Origin of the sequence: Sphingomonas sp. OTU376 (genome assembly GCF_038440415.1) — a bacterium.
GTDB classification, from domain to species: domain Bacteria; phylum Pseudomonadota; class Alphaproteobacteria; order Sphingomonadales; family Sphingomonadaceae; genus Sphingomonas; species Sphingomonas kyeonggiensis_A.
Genome location: NZ_JASATQ010000091.1, coordinates 1 through 15,784 on the forward strand (window position 1 = coordinate 1; position 15,784 = coordinate 15,784).

The 15,784-nt window shown below is 66.0% G+C and carries 15 protein-coding genes; 6 read left to right on the plus strand and 9 right to left on the minus strand.

Annotated elements, in window-relative coordinates; genetic code table 11:
- Positions 1 to 17 precede the first annotated feature (17 nt).
- The 4 genes from AAHM44_RS22855 to AAHM44_RS22870 all read right to left on the minus strand — a co-directional run bounded on the left by AAHM44_RS22855 (position 18) and on the right by AAHM44_RS22870 (position 4,267).
- A complete protein-coding gene (locus AAHM44_RS22855; protein ID WP_342251433.1) occupies positions 18 to 338 on the minus strand; it encodes a DUF736 domain-containing protein in 321 nt (106 codons plus the stop codon).
- Positions 339 to 681: 343 nt separating this feature from the next.
- On the minus strand, positions 682 to 1,518 hold the full coding sequence (locus AAHM44_RS22860) for an HNH endonuclease (RefSeq protein ID WP_342251434.1): 837 nt from the start codon (positions 1,516 to 1,518) through the stop codon (positions 682 to 684).
- Positions 1,519 to 1,784: 266 nt separating this feature from the next.
- Positions 1,785 to 2,678, minus strand: a complete 894-nt coding sequence (locus AAHM44_RS22865; protein WP_342251435.1) for an NAD(P)/FAD-dependent oxidoreductase — start codon at positions 2,676 to 2,678, stop codon at positions 1,785 to 1,787.
- Positions 2,679 to 2,815: 137 nt separating this feature from the next.
- The gene (locus AAHM44_RS22870; protein WP_342251436.1) at positions 2,816 to 4,267 is read right to left on the minus strand and encodes an efflux transporter outer membrane subunit; all 1,452 of its coding nucleotides are present in this window, start codon (positions 4,265 to 4,267) and stop codon (positions 2,816 to 2,818) included.
- Between the two features lie 106 nt (positions 4,268 to 4,373).
- Between AAHM44_RS22870 and AAHM44_RS22875 the strand changes: the two genes are divergently transcribed.
- The 5 genes from AAHM44_RS22875 (at position 4,374) to AAHM44_RS22890 (ending at position 9,852) form a co-directional block, all read left to right on the plus strand.
- On the plus strand, positions 4,374 to 4,991 hold the full coding sequence (locus AAHM44_RS22875) for a TetR/AcrR family transcriptional regulator (RefSeq protein ID WP_342251437.1): 618 nt from the start codon (positions 4,374 to 4,376) through the stop codon (positions 4,989 to 4,991).
- A gap of 79 nt (positions 4,992 to 5,070) precedes the next feature.
- Positions 5,071 to 6,153: an efflux RND transporter periplasmic adaptor subunit gene (locus tag AAHM44_RS22880; protein WP_342251438.1), complete on the plus strand. Its 1,083-nt coding sequence runs from the start codon at positions 5,071 to 5,073 to the stop codon at positions 6,151 to 6,153.
- Positions 6,150 to 9,257, plus strand: a complete 3,108-nt coding sequence (locus AAHM44_RS22885) for an efflux RND transporter permease subunit (RefSeq protein WP_342251439.1) — start codon at positions 6,150 to 6,152, stop codon at positions 9,255 to 9,257. Before AAHM44_RS22880 ends, AAHM44_RS22885 begins: the two co-directional genes overlap by 4 nt.
- Positions 9,254 to 9,700 carry a winged helix-turn-helix transcriptional regulator gene (locus AAHM44_RS24860; protein WP_446746017.1) on the plus strand — a complete coding sequence of 149 codons (447 nt, stop codon included), beginning with the start codon at positions 9,254 to 9,256 and terminating at the stop codon, positions 9,698 to 9,700. Before AAHM44_RS22885 ends, AAHM44_RS24860 begins: the two co-directional genes overlap by 4 nt.
- A complete protein-coding gene (locus AAHM44_RS22890; protein WP_342251440.1) occupies positions 9,697 to 9,852 on the plus strand; it encodes a hypothetical protein in 156 nt (51 codons plus the stop codon). The genes AAHM44_RS24860 and AAHM44_RS22890 overlap by 4 nt, the downstream gene beginning before the upstream one ends.
- Positions 9,853 to 10,140: 288 nt before the next feature.
- Here the strand turns inward: AAHM44_RS22890 and AAHM44_RS22895 are convergent, their stop codons facing one another.
- On the minus strand, positions 10,141 to 10,410 hold the full coding sequence (locus AAHM44_RS22895; RefSeq protein ID WP_342251446.1) for a type II toxin-antitoxin system ParD family antitoxin: 270 nt from the start codon (positions 10,408 to 10,410) through the stop codon (positions 10,141 to 10,143).
- A gap of 203 nt (positions 10,411 to 10,613) precedes the next feature.
- Here AAHM44_RS22895 and AAHM44_RS22900 point away from each other — a divergent pair, with 203 nt between their 5' ends.
- Positions 10,614 to 10,892 carry a hypothetical protein gene (locus tag AAHM44_RS22900; RefSeq protein ID WP_342251441.1) on the plus strand — a complete coding sequence of 93 codons (279 nt, stop codon included), beginning with the start codon at positions 10,614 to 10,616 and terminating at the stop codon, positions 10,890 to 10,892.
- Between the two features lie 16 nt (positions 10,893 to 10,908).
- Here the strand turns inward: AAHM44_RS22900 and AAHM44_RS22905 are convergent, their stop codons facing one another.
- From AAHM44_RS22905 to AAHM44_RS22920, 4 genes are all read right to left on the minus strand, one after another.
- A complete protein-coding gene (locus AAHM44_RS22905; protein WP_342251442.1) occupies positions 10,909 to 11,295 on the minus strand; it encodes a hypothetical protein in 387 nt (128 codons plus the stop codon).
- A gap of 25 nt (positions 11,296 to 11,320) precedes the next feature.
- A complete protein-coding gene (locus tag AAHM44_RS22910; protein ID WP_342251443.1) occupies positions 11,321 to 12,262 on the minus strand; it encodes a DUF2493 domain-containing protein in 942 nt (313 codons plus the stop codon).
- A gap of 315 nt (positions 12,263 to 12,577) precedes the next feature.
- Positions 12,578 to 13,627, minus strand: a complete 1,050-nt coding sequence (locus AAHM44_RS22915; protein ID WP_342251444.1) for a DUF7146 domain-containing protein — start codon at positions 13,625 to 13,627, stop codon at positions 12,578 to 12,580.
- Between the two features lie 259 nt (positions 13,628 to 13,886).
- Positions 13,887 to 15,784 (minus strand): ParB/RepB/Spo0J family partition protein (locus AAHM44_RS22920; RefSeq protein WP_342251445.1); only part of this gene is annotated, 1,898 nt, incomplete at its 5' end.

The window sequence follows — 15,784 nt, forward strand, 5'->3', positions numbered from 1 at the left end:
CCCCCGCCCCTGGGCGATCAGGAAGGCGGGTTCCAGATGATCACCTTCTTCTTCGGATCGTCGCCCGGGGCGTTGGCGACATTGCCGTAGATCGTGCCGAACTCGGGCGCCGAGAGCGAGACCGAGATATAGTCGTTGCCGCGTTCCGAGACCTTGTTCCAGCCGGCGCCGAGCTCAAAGCCGTTCTTGCGGCTGATGATGCGATAGTCCGGGGCCATGTCGTTCATCTTGCGGGTGTTGGGCACAAGGGCGATCGGCGCGGTGACCATGAGGGTGGCAAGCGTGCCCTCGAGGGTGTCGTCGGCCTTGACGGTGAGATTTGCGATCGTGACGGCCATGTTCAAACTCCTTCGTTGCTCGGGGACCATCCCCGATGTCGCCCACCCAAGATCCCGGGCGCCGACGTCACCGGAGCGAAGCGCAGGGGACCCCCCAGCCGGGGCCTCGGCCGTTAGGACGGGGTGGCTTGCGGGGTTGACGGCACAAGGCGAACGAGGATCGCAGACAGGCGGCAATGAGGGGTGGTCGCCAGCGGCGGCAGCTTTGACAGGGCCCGGTTGATGCAGGCCTGCCGGCAAGCGACGCGTCGCCGGAGCCTTGCAGTCCCGCTCACCGCCTCCCGCGCCCGCCGCCATCCGCGCGTGTCGACGCACCGCCCGGCCGCCTGCCGCCTGATGGACGCTAGAATGTCCCGAGATAGGCCAGGAACAGGGCCCGAAGATTGGCAGCGTTCGCTCCGGAATGCGCCTCGCGGTGATGGTTCGGGCACAGGCAGATAACGTTGGCAAGCGTATCGGGCCCGCGCTCGAACAAGGGGATCACATGGTGTGTTTCGAGATAGATCGTGCCGTCGGCGCGCAGGAAGCCGGGTTCGCCGCAATGTTCGCAAGCGCCCCCTGCCCTTGCAAGCGCAGCCTCCCGCACGAGCGGATCGCGGACGTAGATCAGCCCGGCCTGATCGCGACGGCGAATCTCCGGTTCGGCAAGGGGGCTGAACTGGTCGACGAAGCGCGCCAGGGATGCGCCGCGCGCGAGCAGATGGGCTCCGGTCTCGTCGTCATAGGCTATGAGCGACCAGGGTTCGGGATCGAGCGCGCGCCGGTTGACCTGCGAGGCCTTGTCGGCACCGCGTTCGCGGCGGATACCAGCATTGAGGATCACGCGAATGGCGAGCCCCTCGCGCTTCGCTTGCTGAAGCGCCTTGTCGAGCTTCGTCGCACGGCGGCCCCAGGGATTGTAGCGGCCGCGTGCTGTCTGGACGGCGGCATCTTCGCGGAAATTGCCGCGATGGACGATGCGTCCATCTGCTTCCTCTTCGAGCACGACGTGCCACAGGTTGAGGACGACCGTCTTGCCCGGCTCGGTAAATGCCCATTCATAGCAATATTTGGGATTGGTCTTTGCGCCAGCCGCACCGAGCTTACCATTCGACCAGTCCGAGACATCGACGCCAGCGGCATGGACGAGATCGATGATCAGGCCCTTTTCGGTTGGCTGGAGTTCCTCGAGCGTGGTCATAACCGCGACCCTAGCTCCCCTGATCAACATTGCCACCTGCCGAGTGACATGTGGGACACCAACCAAGGGGACTTTGGTGCTGCCGACGGCGATTCTGGCGCGCGACAGCTGTTGTAAGAGCCTAGCTAGATCCGGTTATGGACACCTGCGTTTCCTCAGGAACCGGGCGTACTGCGATTCAGCTGGCCGGTCGGTTTTCCGTGACGTCGGACCGACCCCTTCAGAATATGACAGCCCGCGACAACCCGCGAAGGGGATCTGTGCGCTCAGACCAGCATCGACTGCTGCGCGGAGATACCCGCCATCGCGCCTTGCCATGTTGCCGTGGTGACAGAAGGGATGCCGGCGTTGGCAAGATCACCGGCGGCGTAGATGCCTGGGGTGCTGGTCTCGCGGCGCTCGTCGGTCTTGAGGGCGATGCCGGTTGGCGTATTGACCGTGGCGAGGCCCAGTGCGTCATGCAGGCTTGCGGACGGCTTGGTACGCGGATGGGCGAACAGGATATCGACTGCGACATCGGGGCCGGTATCGATCTTGATAGTGGCACCATGGCTCCCATGACGCGCGATCCCGATGATCCGGCCATCAACGAGAGGTATCCTGCGGCCCGCCAGATCGGCTCGGATATTGGGCGGAATGTCGTGGCCATCGGCCAAGACCGTCAAGGTATCGGTCCAATCGCGGAACAGCCTGACCTGATTCATCGACTGCGGACCCGACCAGACAAGGCCCCAATGCTGGTCGGCAACCTCAAAGCCGTCGCAATAGGGGCATGGGATGATGGATGTGCCCCAGCCTTCGGCGAAGCCTGGAACATCAGGCATCTGGTCGACAACGCCATAGCTCAGGATCAGGCGGCGTGCGCTGAGGCTTTCACCATCGCCAGTGAGAACCGAAAAATTGTCGATGGTACCGGAGATGCTGTCGGCTCGTGCATTGACCATCCTGATCGCAGGATAGCGCGCCAGTTGCTGTCGCGCCTCGGCCAGGATGTCGGACGGTGGCTTGTGATCGTGGCCGAGCACGCCGTGCGAACGGCCGGCGAAGCGGTTGCGCTGCAGGCCGGTGTCGAGAACGGTGACGTTGCGGCGGGCGCGGCCGAGCTGCAGTGCGGCGGCGAGACCGGCAAAGCTGCCGCCGATGATGATGACGTCATCCATGAGATACGCTCCGTGTTGTGGCGGGAGGATATTGGATAGGGCTAGCGGTAGACGCTCGAGATGGGCAGCGAGCAGGGCATCGGCGAGAATTTCGCCCATGCGGCAGCGGACCTCAATGCGGCACCGGCCGCATCGGATCAGCCGGGCGCAATCGAGGCATCCCATCCGCCGCCGAGAGCCCGGAAGGAGGCAATGGCGGCGCGGGCGGCCGCTGCTTTCGACTGGATCTCGGCATCGCGGCTAGCGAGAAGGCGCTGATCAGCGTCGAGCACGTCGAGCAGGTTGGATACGCCGCCCTTATAGGCCGCGAGAGAGGATGCGCGCGCCTTCGTTAGCGAGGAGACGCCCTGGTCCAGGATCTGCGCGCGTGCCTGCTGATTGGCGAGCGCCGAAAAGGCGTTCTCCACATCCTCCGAGGCTCTGAGGACCGTCAGGCGATAAGCCGCCAGTGCTTCGGCGTTGCGGCCTCGGGCGGCGGCGATCTCGGCATCGATACGGCCGAAGTCGAACAGGCGCCAGCGTAGTCCGAGGATACCGCTCGCCTGGGTGGCATTGCCGCCAAACAATCCGCCAACGCCCATGGTCGCTGTGCCGAGCAGGCCGCTCAGTGAGAATTTCGGATAATATTCGGAGATCGCCACGCCGATCCGCGCATTCGACGCGGCGAGCGTGCGCTCGGCCGCGATGATGTCCGGGCGTCGGCGCAGCAAGGCGGCCGGACCGCCCGCGTCCGAGATCGCAGGGACATTGGGGATCGGCGCGACCGCCGCGAGCTCGGGCCGGGTCGAGCCGGGCGGAAGGCCGAGTAGCACATCCAGCGCGTTCATCGCGCTGTCGAGATTCTGCTCGAGTTCCGGGACGCCGGCTTTCACTTGCGCCAACGCGCCTTCGGCCTGGCGCAGCTGCAATTCGGCCGCCACGCCCTTGCGATACTGAAGCGCGACCAGGTCGACGAGCTGCTGCTGGACCCGTAGCTGGGCCCGCGCGACGTCGAGGCGGGCCTGGAGGCTGCGGATGGCGACATAGGTGTCGGCCGTCTGCGCGGCTACGACGAGCCTCGCCGCGGCGGCACCCGCCGCGGACGCCTGCCAGTCGGCGCGTGCGGCGTCGCGGGCAGCGTCCTTGCTGCCGAAGAGATCGAGCTCCCAGCTCGCGCCGAGGTTCAGGTCATAGCTCTGCGCCTCGCGGTCGAAGCCGGGTAGAGCGCTGGCGATCCGGCCCTGCGGCGTCTCGAGCGACTGATAATTCTCGCTCGCCTGGCCGCTGACCTGTCCGGAAGGAAGAAGATCGGCTTTGGCATGGCGCAGCGCAGCGCGCGTCTGCACGACCCGGGCGCTCGCCTGCTGTAGATCGAGATTCTGCGCCAGCGCGCGTTCGACCAGGCTCGCCAGCAGCGGATCGTCGAATGATCGCCACCAGTTCACCAGGTCGACCTTTGCCGCCTGGCCCGTGGCGGCCTCGACGGCGGGGCTGCCCATGAACGCTGGTGGCATCGCCACCTCCGGCGCAACATAGGACGGACCGACGGCACAGCCGCCAAGCAGCGCCGCCAACGCGGCGGCAGTCGGGATCGAGGGAGAAATGCGCATGCGTCTGTCCGCCAGCAGTGCCATGAACCATCTCATGGGGGATGTGACCAATGACATGATTGGTCACAGTTTGTCAATCCGTCCTTTCGGCGCTATGGAAGCGGCCATGAAGACTCAGAGCACAAGCAAGGCCGCCACGCGCGGACCAGCGGAACATTCGGTGCGGGACCAGATCGTCAAGGCCGCGCGCGAATGCTTCGCGCATTATGGCTATGGCAAGACCACGGTTGCGGACCTCGCGCGCGAGATCGGCTTCTCCAAGGCCTATATTTACCGGTTCTTCGAATCGAAGCAGGATATCGGCGAGGCGATCTGCGGCGAGTGCGTGGACGGACTATTCGACCAGGTGCGGGAGGCGGTGGACCAAGGGGAGGACGCGACCGACAAGCTACGGAGATTCGCTCGAACCGCTACCACCGCAACCGTCGAGCTGCTGTTCACCGATCGCAAGCTCTATGAGATCGCGGTCCATGCGTCGGCCGAAAACTGGGAGGTCGTGCGAGCCTATACCCAGCGCCTGCAGGGCCTGCTTGAAGAGATTCTGAAGGAAGGCCGCGAGAATGGCGAGTTCGAGCGCAAGACTCCACTCGACGAAACCCGCCGGTCGATCTTCTATGCCTTCAAGCCCTTCATCGACCCCGCGTTCCTCGAGCGCAGCCTCGACCTCCTGCCCGATGCGCAGACCGAAGTGACCGGGCTGGTGCTGCGGAGCCTCGCGCCCTAGGGCTGTTTGCTTACGAGTGACCAGTTGACACATTAGTCACAAGATGACATCTGGTTCCGACTGAACAGGAGGAACCTGCGTGTCGATATCGTCTTGCGCCCGAGCGGTCGGGATCCTTGGGCTGACAGCCGGCGTGCTGGCCGGATGCGGGCAATCGGATACCGATCCGCGCACGGCACCTCCGCTGGTGCGAATCGCTGCTGCCGACGCGGCTAAGGGGGCGGATCGCGAGTTCACCGGCATCGTCGGCTCGCGGGTACAGAGCGACCTGGGCTTTCGGGTCGGCGGCAAGGTAGTGGCGCGGCTGGTCGATGCCGGGCAGGCCGTCCGCCGTGGCCAGCCGCTGATGCGCATCGACCCGACCGATTACTCGCTCGCGGCCCAAGCAGCCGCCGAAACGGTCGCGGCCGCACGCGCACGCGCGGCCCAGGCCTCCGCCGACGAGGCGCGTTACCGCGAGCTGGTGTCGGCAGGTGCGGTATCGGCTTCCGCTTACGACCAGGCGAAGGCTGCGGCTCTCGCCGCGCGCGCGCAACTCTCTGCCGCCGAGGCGCAGGCGCGCGTCAGCCGAAACGATGCCGGCTATACCGTGCTGGTCGCGGACGCGGACGGCACGGTCGCCGAGACTTTGGCCGAGCCGGGACAGGTAGTCGCAGCCGGCCAGACCGTCGTCCGGCTTTCCCATTCGGGTCCGCGCGAAGCCATTATTGCCCTGCCCGAGACCGTTCGCCCCGCGTTGGGCGCGGAAGCGGAGGTGCGGACCTATAGCGGCCTTGGCGGCACCGCGCGGCTGCGCCAGCTCAGTGATGCCGCCGATCCGGCGACGCGGACCTTCGAGGCGCGCTTTGTGCTTACCGGTGCTCCCGCAGCTGCTCCGTTGGGTTCCACGGTGACGATCCGTCTCGGTGTGCCCGGTCCAGCGTCGATGATCTCGGTGCCACTAGGTGCAATCTATGATCGCGGACAAGGCCCGGGAGTCTGGGTGATTGCCGGCCAGGCGAGCCCGAAGGTCAGCTGGCGTCCGGTGAAACTGGCCACGATGGGCCAGGAATCCGCCGCCGTGACAGCAGGGCTGCGGCCGGGCGAGCGCTTCGTCGCGCTAGGCGCACACATGCTCCACCAGGGCCAGCCGGTCCGCATCGCGGGGGGAGCGGTCCGTTGAGCGAGACGCCGGAGCCGGAGGGCAAGTTCAACCTGTCCGCCCTCGCAGTGCGCGAGCGGGCGGTCACCCTGTTCTTCATCATCGCCATCACGCTCGCCGGCATCGTCGCCTTCCTGAGCCTCGGCCGCGCCGAGGATCCGAGCTTCACCATCAAGCAGATGACCGTCGTTACTGCCTGGCCCGGCGCCACCGCACAGGAAATGCAGGACCAGGTCGCCGAGCCGCTCGAGAAGCGCCTGCAGGAGCTGCGCTGGTACGACCGCGCGGAGACGTTCACCCGCCCCGGCCTTGCCTTCACCACCCTGCTCCTGCGCGACCAGACGCCCCCGTCCGAGGTGCAGGAACAATTCTACCAGGCGCGCAAGAAGCTGCAGGACGAGACGCCAAAGCTACCCCAAGGTGTCACCGGTCCGTTCGTAAATGACGAATATGGCGACGTGACCTTCGCGCTCTATGCACTGAAAGCAAAGGGCGAGCCGCAGCGCGACCTTGCCCGGCAGGCGGAGGTGCTGCGCCAGCGGTTGCTGCATGTCCCCGGTGTCAAGAAGATCAACATCGTCGGCGAACGGCCCGAGCGGATCTTCGTCGAGTTCGCGCAGGACCGGCTGGCGACGCTCGGCATCGCGCCGCGCGCAATCTTCTCGGCGCTCGCGCAGCAGAATCTGGTCACTCCGGCGGGCGCGATCGAGGCGAACGGGCCACAGGTTCAGGTCCGGCTCGACGGCGCCTTCGACGATCTCGACAAGATCCGCGACCTGCCGATCGTCTCCAATGGCAAGACCCTGCGCCTCGCGGACGTGGCCGAGGTCCGGCGTGGCTATGAGGATCCGGCCACCTTCCTGATCCGCAACCAGGGCGAGCCGACCCTGCTGCTCGGCGTGATCATGCGCGAGGGCTGGAACGGGCTCGACCTCGGCAAGTCTCTGAAGGCCGAAGTCGCAGCAATCTCGTCCGAACTGCCGCTCGGAATGGCCCTTGAGCCGGTGACCGACCAGTCGGTGAACATCTCGGCAGCGGTCGATCAGTTCATGCGCACCTTCCTCGAGGCGCTCGCGATCGTGATGATCGTCAGCCTCGTCGCGCTCGGCTGGCGGGTCGGCATCGTCGTCGCCGGTGCGGTGCCGCTGACGCTTGCGATCGTGCTGGTCATCATGTGGGCGACCGGGCGCGTGCTGGACCGCATCACGCTCGGCTCGCTGGTTCTGGCGCTCGGGCTGCTCGTCGACGACGCGATCATTGCGATCGAGATGATGGTCGTGAAGATGGAAGAGGGCTTCGATCGCATCAAGGCCTCGGCCTATGCCTGGAGCCACACCGCGGCGCCGATGCTGGCGGGTACGCTGGTGACCGTGATCGGCCTGATGCCGGTCGGCTTCGCGAAGTCTACGGCCGGCGAATATGCCGGCAACATCTTCTGGGTTGTCGGCTTCGCGCTGCTTGCATCCTGGGTCGTGGCAGTGATCTTCACGCCCTACATGGGGGTCAAGCTGCTGCCGGCGATCAAGCCGGTCCAGGGTGGCCATGACGCCATCTACGAGACGCCGCGCTACCAGAGAGTGCGCCGGCTGATCCGCTGGGCCGCGACGCACAACCGGCTGGTGACGATCTCGACGCTGGTCGCATTCCTCATCGCCGGCGCGGGGATGGTGCTGGTGAAGAAGCAGTTCTTCCCCACGTCCGACCGGCCCGAGGTCCTGGTCGAGGTCCAGATGCCCAAGGGCACCTCGATCGAGCAGACCAGCGCCGCGGCGGAACAGGTCGAAGTGTGGCTGCGCAAGCAGCCCGAGGCGAAGGTCGTCACGGCCTATGTCGGGCAAGGCGCACCGCGCTTCTTCATGTCGCTTTCGCCTGAACTGCCCGACCCTTCCTTCGCCAAAATCATCGTGCGCACGCCGGACGAGGAAGCCCGCGACGCATTGAAGGAGCGGTTGCGGCAGGCCGTCGCCGACGGTCTCGCGCCTGCAGCGCGCGTGCGAGCAACACAGCTCGTTTTTGGGCCTCCTTCCCCGTACCCGGTGGCGTTCCGCGTCAGCGGACCCGATGTGGAAAGGTTGCGCGCCATCGCAGATCGGGTCCGCATGATCATGACCAACGATCCGATGATGCGGACGGTCAACACCGACTGGGGCGAGCGCGTGCCGACGCTGCACTTCGTGCTCGATCAGGACCGGCTGCGTGCCATGGGCCTGACCTCAAGCGATGTCGGCGAGCAGCTGCAGTTCCTGCTCTCGGGCGTGACCGTCTCGCAGGCGCGCGAGGACATCCGCACCGTTGAGGTGGTCGCGCGTTCCGCCGGCGACACCCGCCTCGATCCGGCGCGGATCGGCGATTTCACGCTGACCGCCGCGAATGGCCAACGCGTTCCGATTAGCCAGATCGGCAAGCTCGAGCTGCGCATGGAGGACCCGATCCTGCTGCGCCGCGACCGCGTGCCGACGATCACCGTCCGCGGCGACATCGCAAACGGCCTGCAGCCGCCCGACGTCTCGAGCGCAATGCTCAAGAAGCTCCAGCCGGTCATCGACACACTGCCTGCGGGGTATCAAATCGCCATGGGCGGCTCGATCGAAGAGGCGGGGAAGGCTAATGCGGCTCTGGCGCCGATCTTCCCGATCATGATCCTGCTGATGATGATCGTCATCATGCTGCAGGTCCGCAGCTTCTCGGCAATGACGATCGTGCTCTTGACCGCGCCGCTGGGGCTGATCGGCGTGGTGCCGACGCTGTTGGTGACCGGTCAGCCCTTCGGGTTCAACGCCATTCTAGGGCTGATCTCGCTGGCCGGCATCCTGATGCGCAACACGCTGATCCTGATCGGCCAGATCCACGAGAATGAGGCGCATGGCCGGACGCCGTTCGACGCCGTGGTGGAGGCGACGGTGCAACGTTCGCGACCGGTGATCCTGACGGCGCTGGCCGCGGTCCTCGCCTTCGTGCCGCTCACCCATTCAGTGTTCTGGGGGGCGATGGCCTTCACGCTGATCGGCGGCACGCTGGTCGGGACGATCCTGACGCTGGTTTTTCTGCCCGCGCTCTATGCGCTCTGGTATCGGATCAAACCCGGTGCGCAGAACCCACCCCCACCGGCTGCGATGGCGGCATGAGTGCGGCAGAGCCTGGCGGATCGGACGCGGCGTCGCGCTGCGAGAGCGAGCCATGGAGGAGCCTGCGACCCTCCGACAGTGTGGCCGCTCCCGAGGATTGCGCCCGCATTGCGAAGGATCCTCTTGAGCCGCTCGAAGGACGTTGGACCTTGCGGATCCTCATCTGTCTCAACGCCGGTGAACACCGGTTCGCGGATCTGAGATCGGCGATTCCGCAGGTTAGTGCCAACATCCTCACCGACCGGCTTCGCGCGCTCGAATGCGCCGGGCTCGTTGAGCGGCGCTATCTCCCCCCTCCGCTTGCAAGCCAAGTCTACGCGCTGAGCGCCCTCGGTGCCGGCCTGGCACCAGTCCTCGGCCCGCTTGCAAGCTGGCGAGCCGCGCAGCGCGATATGGCCGTCCCCACGCGTGGATCAGACCCTGGAAGGGAGCAATCACGATGAAGCTGAAGGAAACCCTGCGCCAGATCTGGCGCACGTTCGAAGCGGTCGCCGACGCCGCAGAATATGACCCCCTCGTCGACGTCACCGCGCGGGTCGAGCGGCTGGAGCGCATAGTGGCAGATCTCGGCAAGAAGTCCGAGCCCTCCGCCTAGCGGCCCGTGCCGGACGGCCATGATGAAGAGGGCCCAACTCGTGGTTGCCGCCCAGGGCAACACGGAATCGCAGAGCGAGAGACGAAATGCCAATCCGCCCAAGGCGGGAACAATCTCCTGCAGATATCGGACACGCTAGCGGCGAACCAGGGGAACACCATGTGGCAGCTCTGCGAGAGCGAGGCCTTTCGCACGAGGGAAACCGATTGCGCCCGCAGAGCTATTTGCGCGCGATATTGTCGGCAAGCGACTCCAGGTCCCGCTCCGCTTCAGCCGTAATCCCGACTTTCATTCCTGGTCGCGGCTCATGGCGGCATATTTGGCCTCGAGCCTGTCGAACACTTCGGCAGCCGATTTGGTGCGGCCGGATTCCGCGTCGGCGATCCCGCGCGCGATCGAGGCATCAAGGGCAGCCAGCCGGGCTTCGTGCTCCTGGATCACGCGCACACCCTCGCACTTGGAATTATACCGTCCGCTTTCAACGCGCTGCGAGACATATGCCTCGAGTTCCGGTCCGAGATCGCGCTGATCATCCCCTTTTCTCCTCGTCCGGATGATCTAGGCTTTATCAACTGTTATCAAGTTGGGCAGCGACCCGTACGGAAACGCCCATCTCAAGTTCAACCTCGGAGCTGACATTGATACTGGCGCGCCGGGACCAGAAGCGGGACCTGCCTAACCCAGGGCCGGACGCGGCCCGGGCTGTTTGTGCGTGCGATGCGGGCTTGTCCGGCGCCTGTACCCGAATATGCTGCGGCGACATGAGCGACGCCCCGCCCGATCCCGCGCCAGGCAACCATGCGCCCGAATTGCCGCATTTCGGCAAGCTGTTCGAATATCACGGCGCGTCCGGCGCGCTGATGTTTCGGATCGACATGCAGCGCCCGGCTGCCGGTGATCTGGTTATGCTCGGCGGTATCTGCGAGGCCGGCGAGGAGCGCTACCCCACGGGCTATGTGCAGGACCTGCGCGGCGAGCGAATCAGCGTCTGGGTGACCGAGAGCCAATATATGCGACTGACGAACCGCGCGCTCGACTGAGTTCGCGATTCTCCGCTCAGCCAGGAAGCAGCGACACGCGCAGGGTCGTTCCGAACAGCTGCTCGAATTCAGCCGCTTCATACGGCGAGATCTGGATGGGAATGGCGGCGACACCCCGGTCGCGCAGCCATGAGAATCGGTGCCTGCCATCGGTGAAGAGGACCCCATCCTCATCGAGGCTGGCGACGAACATGTTGCTGTGGCTATTCTCCGCGAACCACTCGCCTGCCTTGCGATAGCGACTGTCCTGGCCGTTGCTGCCGCCCGGAACGATATGCTGGTCTGTGCGGCCCCAGGCGCGATCAAAGGCCGCGACATCGACCCAGGCGATGACGTCGGCCTCATAGTCCTCCCAACCGTCGGCGGGCGGAATATATTTCCAGTCGATGATCCGTTCTGTCACCTGGACGCAATAGCACGGCGCGCCTTCACGGCGCACCTCTTTGGCGGAAATCCCAGACGGGGACCCCGAGCTTGCGCGCCTTGTCGGCGAGATTGTCCTGGATGCCGGTGCCGGGGAAGATGATCACCCCTCTGGGGAGGAGTTCGAGCATGGCGTCATTGCGCTTGAAGGGCGCGGCGCGGGCGTGCTTGTCCCAGTCGGGCTTGCGGGGATCCTGCGGCACGTTGCGGTCGCGGGCCCAGCAGGCGGCGATACGCTCGCCGCCGGTCGGCGTCGCGCCGTGCATCAGGATCATGTCGGGATACTGGTCGAGCGCCTTGTCCAGCGTCTCGTAGATCAGACGGTGATCGTTATACCCCGCGCCGGCGCTTAGCACGATGCGGATGCCGTCGGGATTGAGCACGCGGGCATCCTGGTAAGCGCGCCTGTCGATATGCCGGCGACTGTCGAGTACGGCGGAGGTCAGCGCCTTGCGGTTGACCATCGCGCCCGCACGCGGGAGCCAGGGCTTGCGGACATGGACGCGGAACTGGTCGGCGGCGGCATCGCGGAAGAACTCCATCGTGTCGCGGCGCTCGATCATGGTGATGCCCTCGGCGACCTTGCGCTCGAGATCGACCGAGCGCACCTCGCTGCCGTCCTGCTCGCGCTGCAGCCGCTTCTGGGTCTGCTCATTGTCGTCGAGCTCGCGTTCGATCCGCTCGCCGGCACGCTGGAAGACGTTGACGATGCCCCAGAGCAGGTCCTCGAGATCAGGCTCGATCCGGGTGTCGACCAGGCAGGAAGCGAGCGCATCGAACATTTCGACGATTGCGCCGCCTGCCATGCGATCGTCGGGCAAGGGACGGTGATCCGGCTCGTCCTCGAAAGGACGATGGCCGTAGAGCTGCATTTCCTGGAGCAGATAGGCGGTCGAGCCGGGTTCCGGATCATCCTGCTCGTCGCGGTGGTTGGTGAAGTCCGCCATGATATGCCTTTCGCTTGGCAGCCGCGCCTCTCGCGGCCTTCGCAAGCGCTGGAAAGCGACGGACGGCTCGGGATCGCACCATGGGCCTCTCAAGGCCCGGGCCGGAGCATCAGCGGAGGATGGCAGACGCGCGGCTATTTTGCCTCGCGATGCAAAGGGCCGTAAGGCCCGGCGGAAAATAGCCGCGCGGTAGCCATTGCGATTGCGGGTCCTCCGACGCCCATGCGCGCTCTTTCGAAGGCCGTGGCGTGGCCCCGGGGTGATGGCCACGGCGTACGGCGGCACCACTCCCGGGATGCCCCCACCTTCCCGGCCTCAATCCCGCACGAGGACGTCGGTCGCATCGACCGCGCCGAGCTGGCGTCTGATATTCCTTGCCAGCCGATCGCGGCCAAGCCGCCGCAGATCGTCGTTGAAGTCGCCCAGTTCGGGCTCGAGCGGGATTACTTCGATCCCGCAAGGAACTGCCCTCGCCTTCAGGGTCGCGAGGGCGGCAGCGCCCGCCGGATCGGCATCGCGGGCGGCATAGAGCCGCTCCAGGCCCGCCGGGAACTCGATGGCAGCGAGATGCGCGGCGGAAAGTCCTGCGATCATCGGCATCCCGGGCATCACCTGACGGACTGACAAGATGGTCTCGATACCTTCGCCGGCCGTCATCACCCGGCTCGCCCGGCCGAAGCGCACGCCGTGGCCGAGGAGGTGCCCCATCGCGCGGCGGGGATAGGCGACCTGGGCCTTTTCGTGCGACCGCGGGTCGAGCCAGGTGCGATGCACGCCGGTGATCGTGCCATCGAGATCGGTGACGGCCGCGATCATCGCCGGCCATGCTGTCCGTGTGTCGGGCATGTCATCGGCGGAGGGGCGATAATAGCAGCGCGGATGAAACCGGAGCGCCGCGCAATCCGCGAGCCCATGGATCCCCCGGCCGTGCAGGTAACTCGCCGCGATCGAAGCCGGGAGTGGCAAGGAAGCGCTCCACAACCGGCGCGCCGCCTCGGGCGTTCCGGACGGTGCGCGCGAGCGTGATGGTCCGGGCGACGACTCCATCGTCGGCGGATCAGGCAGGCTAAGAAAACGGCGGGCCTCTTCCAGCGTTTCTCTTAGCGACCGGTGGGCGCAGCTTGCGGCAATGATGTCGAGCAGATCGCCATGATCCCCACTTTGGGCATCGGTCCATTTTCCGGCCTGGCCATGCCCGTCTGGCGAGGCGACCAGCCGGACATAGAGACTTCGTCCGGGCGTATTGTGGACATCGCCGACGAGCCAGTATCGGCCCTCGCGATGGCCTTTCGAGAGATAGCGGCGACAAACCGCTTCGGCGTTGTCGGCGAGCGCTTGCGCAATAGCGGTGGCGGGACTGGTCATTGGGGGCTCCTCAAGCGGCCTTGCGCCTCGACCCGCTCGATCGGAAACCGTTCGAGATGATCGAGTGCATCAGCGCCGGCAGCCCCTGTCGGCACATGGGGATCTTTCACGAGATGATTTCCGCGATCAAGCCCATCAGGTGAGGCGCTAAAGCACGAGCCGCCAGGGCCCGGTTCGCCGCTCGCGCTTGGGGGCGCTGAAGGCCCGCTCGGCAATACTATATCGAACGACGGGGCGGCCAGGCCGCCCCGTCTCACGGTCACTCCGCAGCAATAGCGAATTCGCGATCCTCACCGGCATCGCGACTTGCCTCGCCCGTCTTGAGGGCAGGGAGCGCATCCTCACCAGCCGCGCTCTCGGACGCCGCCGGAGCAGTCGCCTCGATGCGCGGCGTACGCAGCGGCTCGGGCACCCAGCCCGCCTCTTCAAGCAACCGCTCGGCCTCCCGCGCCATGTCGGCCTTCTTCAAATGGCCGATCATGCCGGCGAATTGCTCGCCGCGCGCTTCGGTCACATCGGCGAGGATGCGGGGCTTGGTGACGTTGCGGAAGTAATTGTCGACCGTGGGCCTCCAGCCGATCGCCACCATGTCGAGGCCGACCGCCCTTGCCAGCACATCGCTGTGTGCGATGCGCCCCGCGATCGAATGCGTCGAAACCCGGCCATTGTCATATTTGGGCACGACCTCGGCCTGGGCGTTGAGCGTCTGCGAGGCGCAATGGGCGAACAGATTGGCCTGCTCGGCGGTGTCGAGCGCGATGAGCGCAGCCCAGAGTTCCTTGTCGGAGCTGGGCAGCCGCTCCTTCCAATAGTCGTGACGCTCGTCGATCGCGCGGGCGGCGACGCAGTCGCCGAGTCCTGGAGGAGACCCGACGAACGTCACATCGCGTGCCGCCACCTGCAGGCAGGATTCGTGGCTCGCAAAGTAGAAGGAGCCGAGAACCATCGCATGGAGGACCGCGACGAACGCGGTCGAGGGGTCGCGCGCGATCGCATCCTGAAGCGCGACGGTTCGCCAGATGGTGAGCTCGGCGACAAGGCGATCGGGAAGCGGCTTGAGCTGGGCTTCCTCCTCTTCGTCGCCGCCCGCCCCCGGCTCCGGTGACGCGCCGGTAACGGACACCGCCTGACCCGAGCGAACCTCGCCGGTCTCCGGGTCAAAGCCCGCATCATGGTCCGGCGCGGTCGCGGCTTGCGGCTCATCCTCGGAGCGGACGAAACCGCGCTCGATGCGGAGCGACCCGTCCAACTCGACGGACACGAACACGCCTGCCCGCGCCATGTCCGCCGGATCGTAGATGCCCGGCCGATCCACCAGTGCCCCGATCTCGCGCTCGATCGTATCGAGCCGAACGAGCACCTCCTCGGGAACCGTGGGTTCGTCGGCCCATTGCTCCTCGAGACCATCGGCCTCTTGCTGGAGCGCGGCGAGAAGCGTTTCCTCCTCGGGCGTCGGCTCGACCGGCGTTCCCTTGAGCTCGCGCAATCCGGCGCTGGCATTCCAGGGCAGGTCGACCGCTGTTGCGACCCATTTCCAGCCTTCAGCGCGTATCGCCTCGCCTTCGGCTTGAAGCTTCTCGCCGACAAGGCGATCGAGGATCGCCGGATCGGTCAGCCACCCGCCGTCATCGTCCTCGAACAGGTCGCGCATGACGCCGCCGCCGGCTGCGAGATAGGTTTCGAGCCCGACAAGACGGACACGCCGGTCGGCGACCCGGATCGTATTCTCGGTGAGCTTCTGGCGGATATGGCTGGCGGACTTGTTCCAGCCATGCGCGAGCAATTCCCAGACCTGCTCCTGCCGGGCATGGTCGTCGGTCACGGAAAAGGCCATGAGCTGATCGAGCGTCATGCCGTCCTGCGCATAGACCTCGTGGAGCGCCGGCGAGACAGAGGCGAGCCTGAGGCGCTGGCGTACGACAGCGGGGGTGGTCATGAAATGTGCGGCGATCGCCTCGGCGCCCTGCCCCTCATCTTCCATGGTCTTCATCGCGCGGAACTGGTCGAGCGGGTGGAGCGGCTCACGCCAGATATTCTCGGCATAGCTGTCCTCGGCCGCCGAGATGCCGGCATCGGCCGACCGCACGACACACGGGACGGGCGCAGTGGAGGAGAGCCGTTTCTGTTTCACGAGCAATTCGAGCGCGCGGTAGCGCC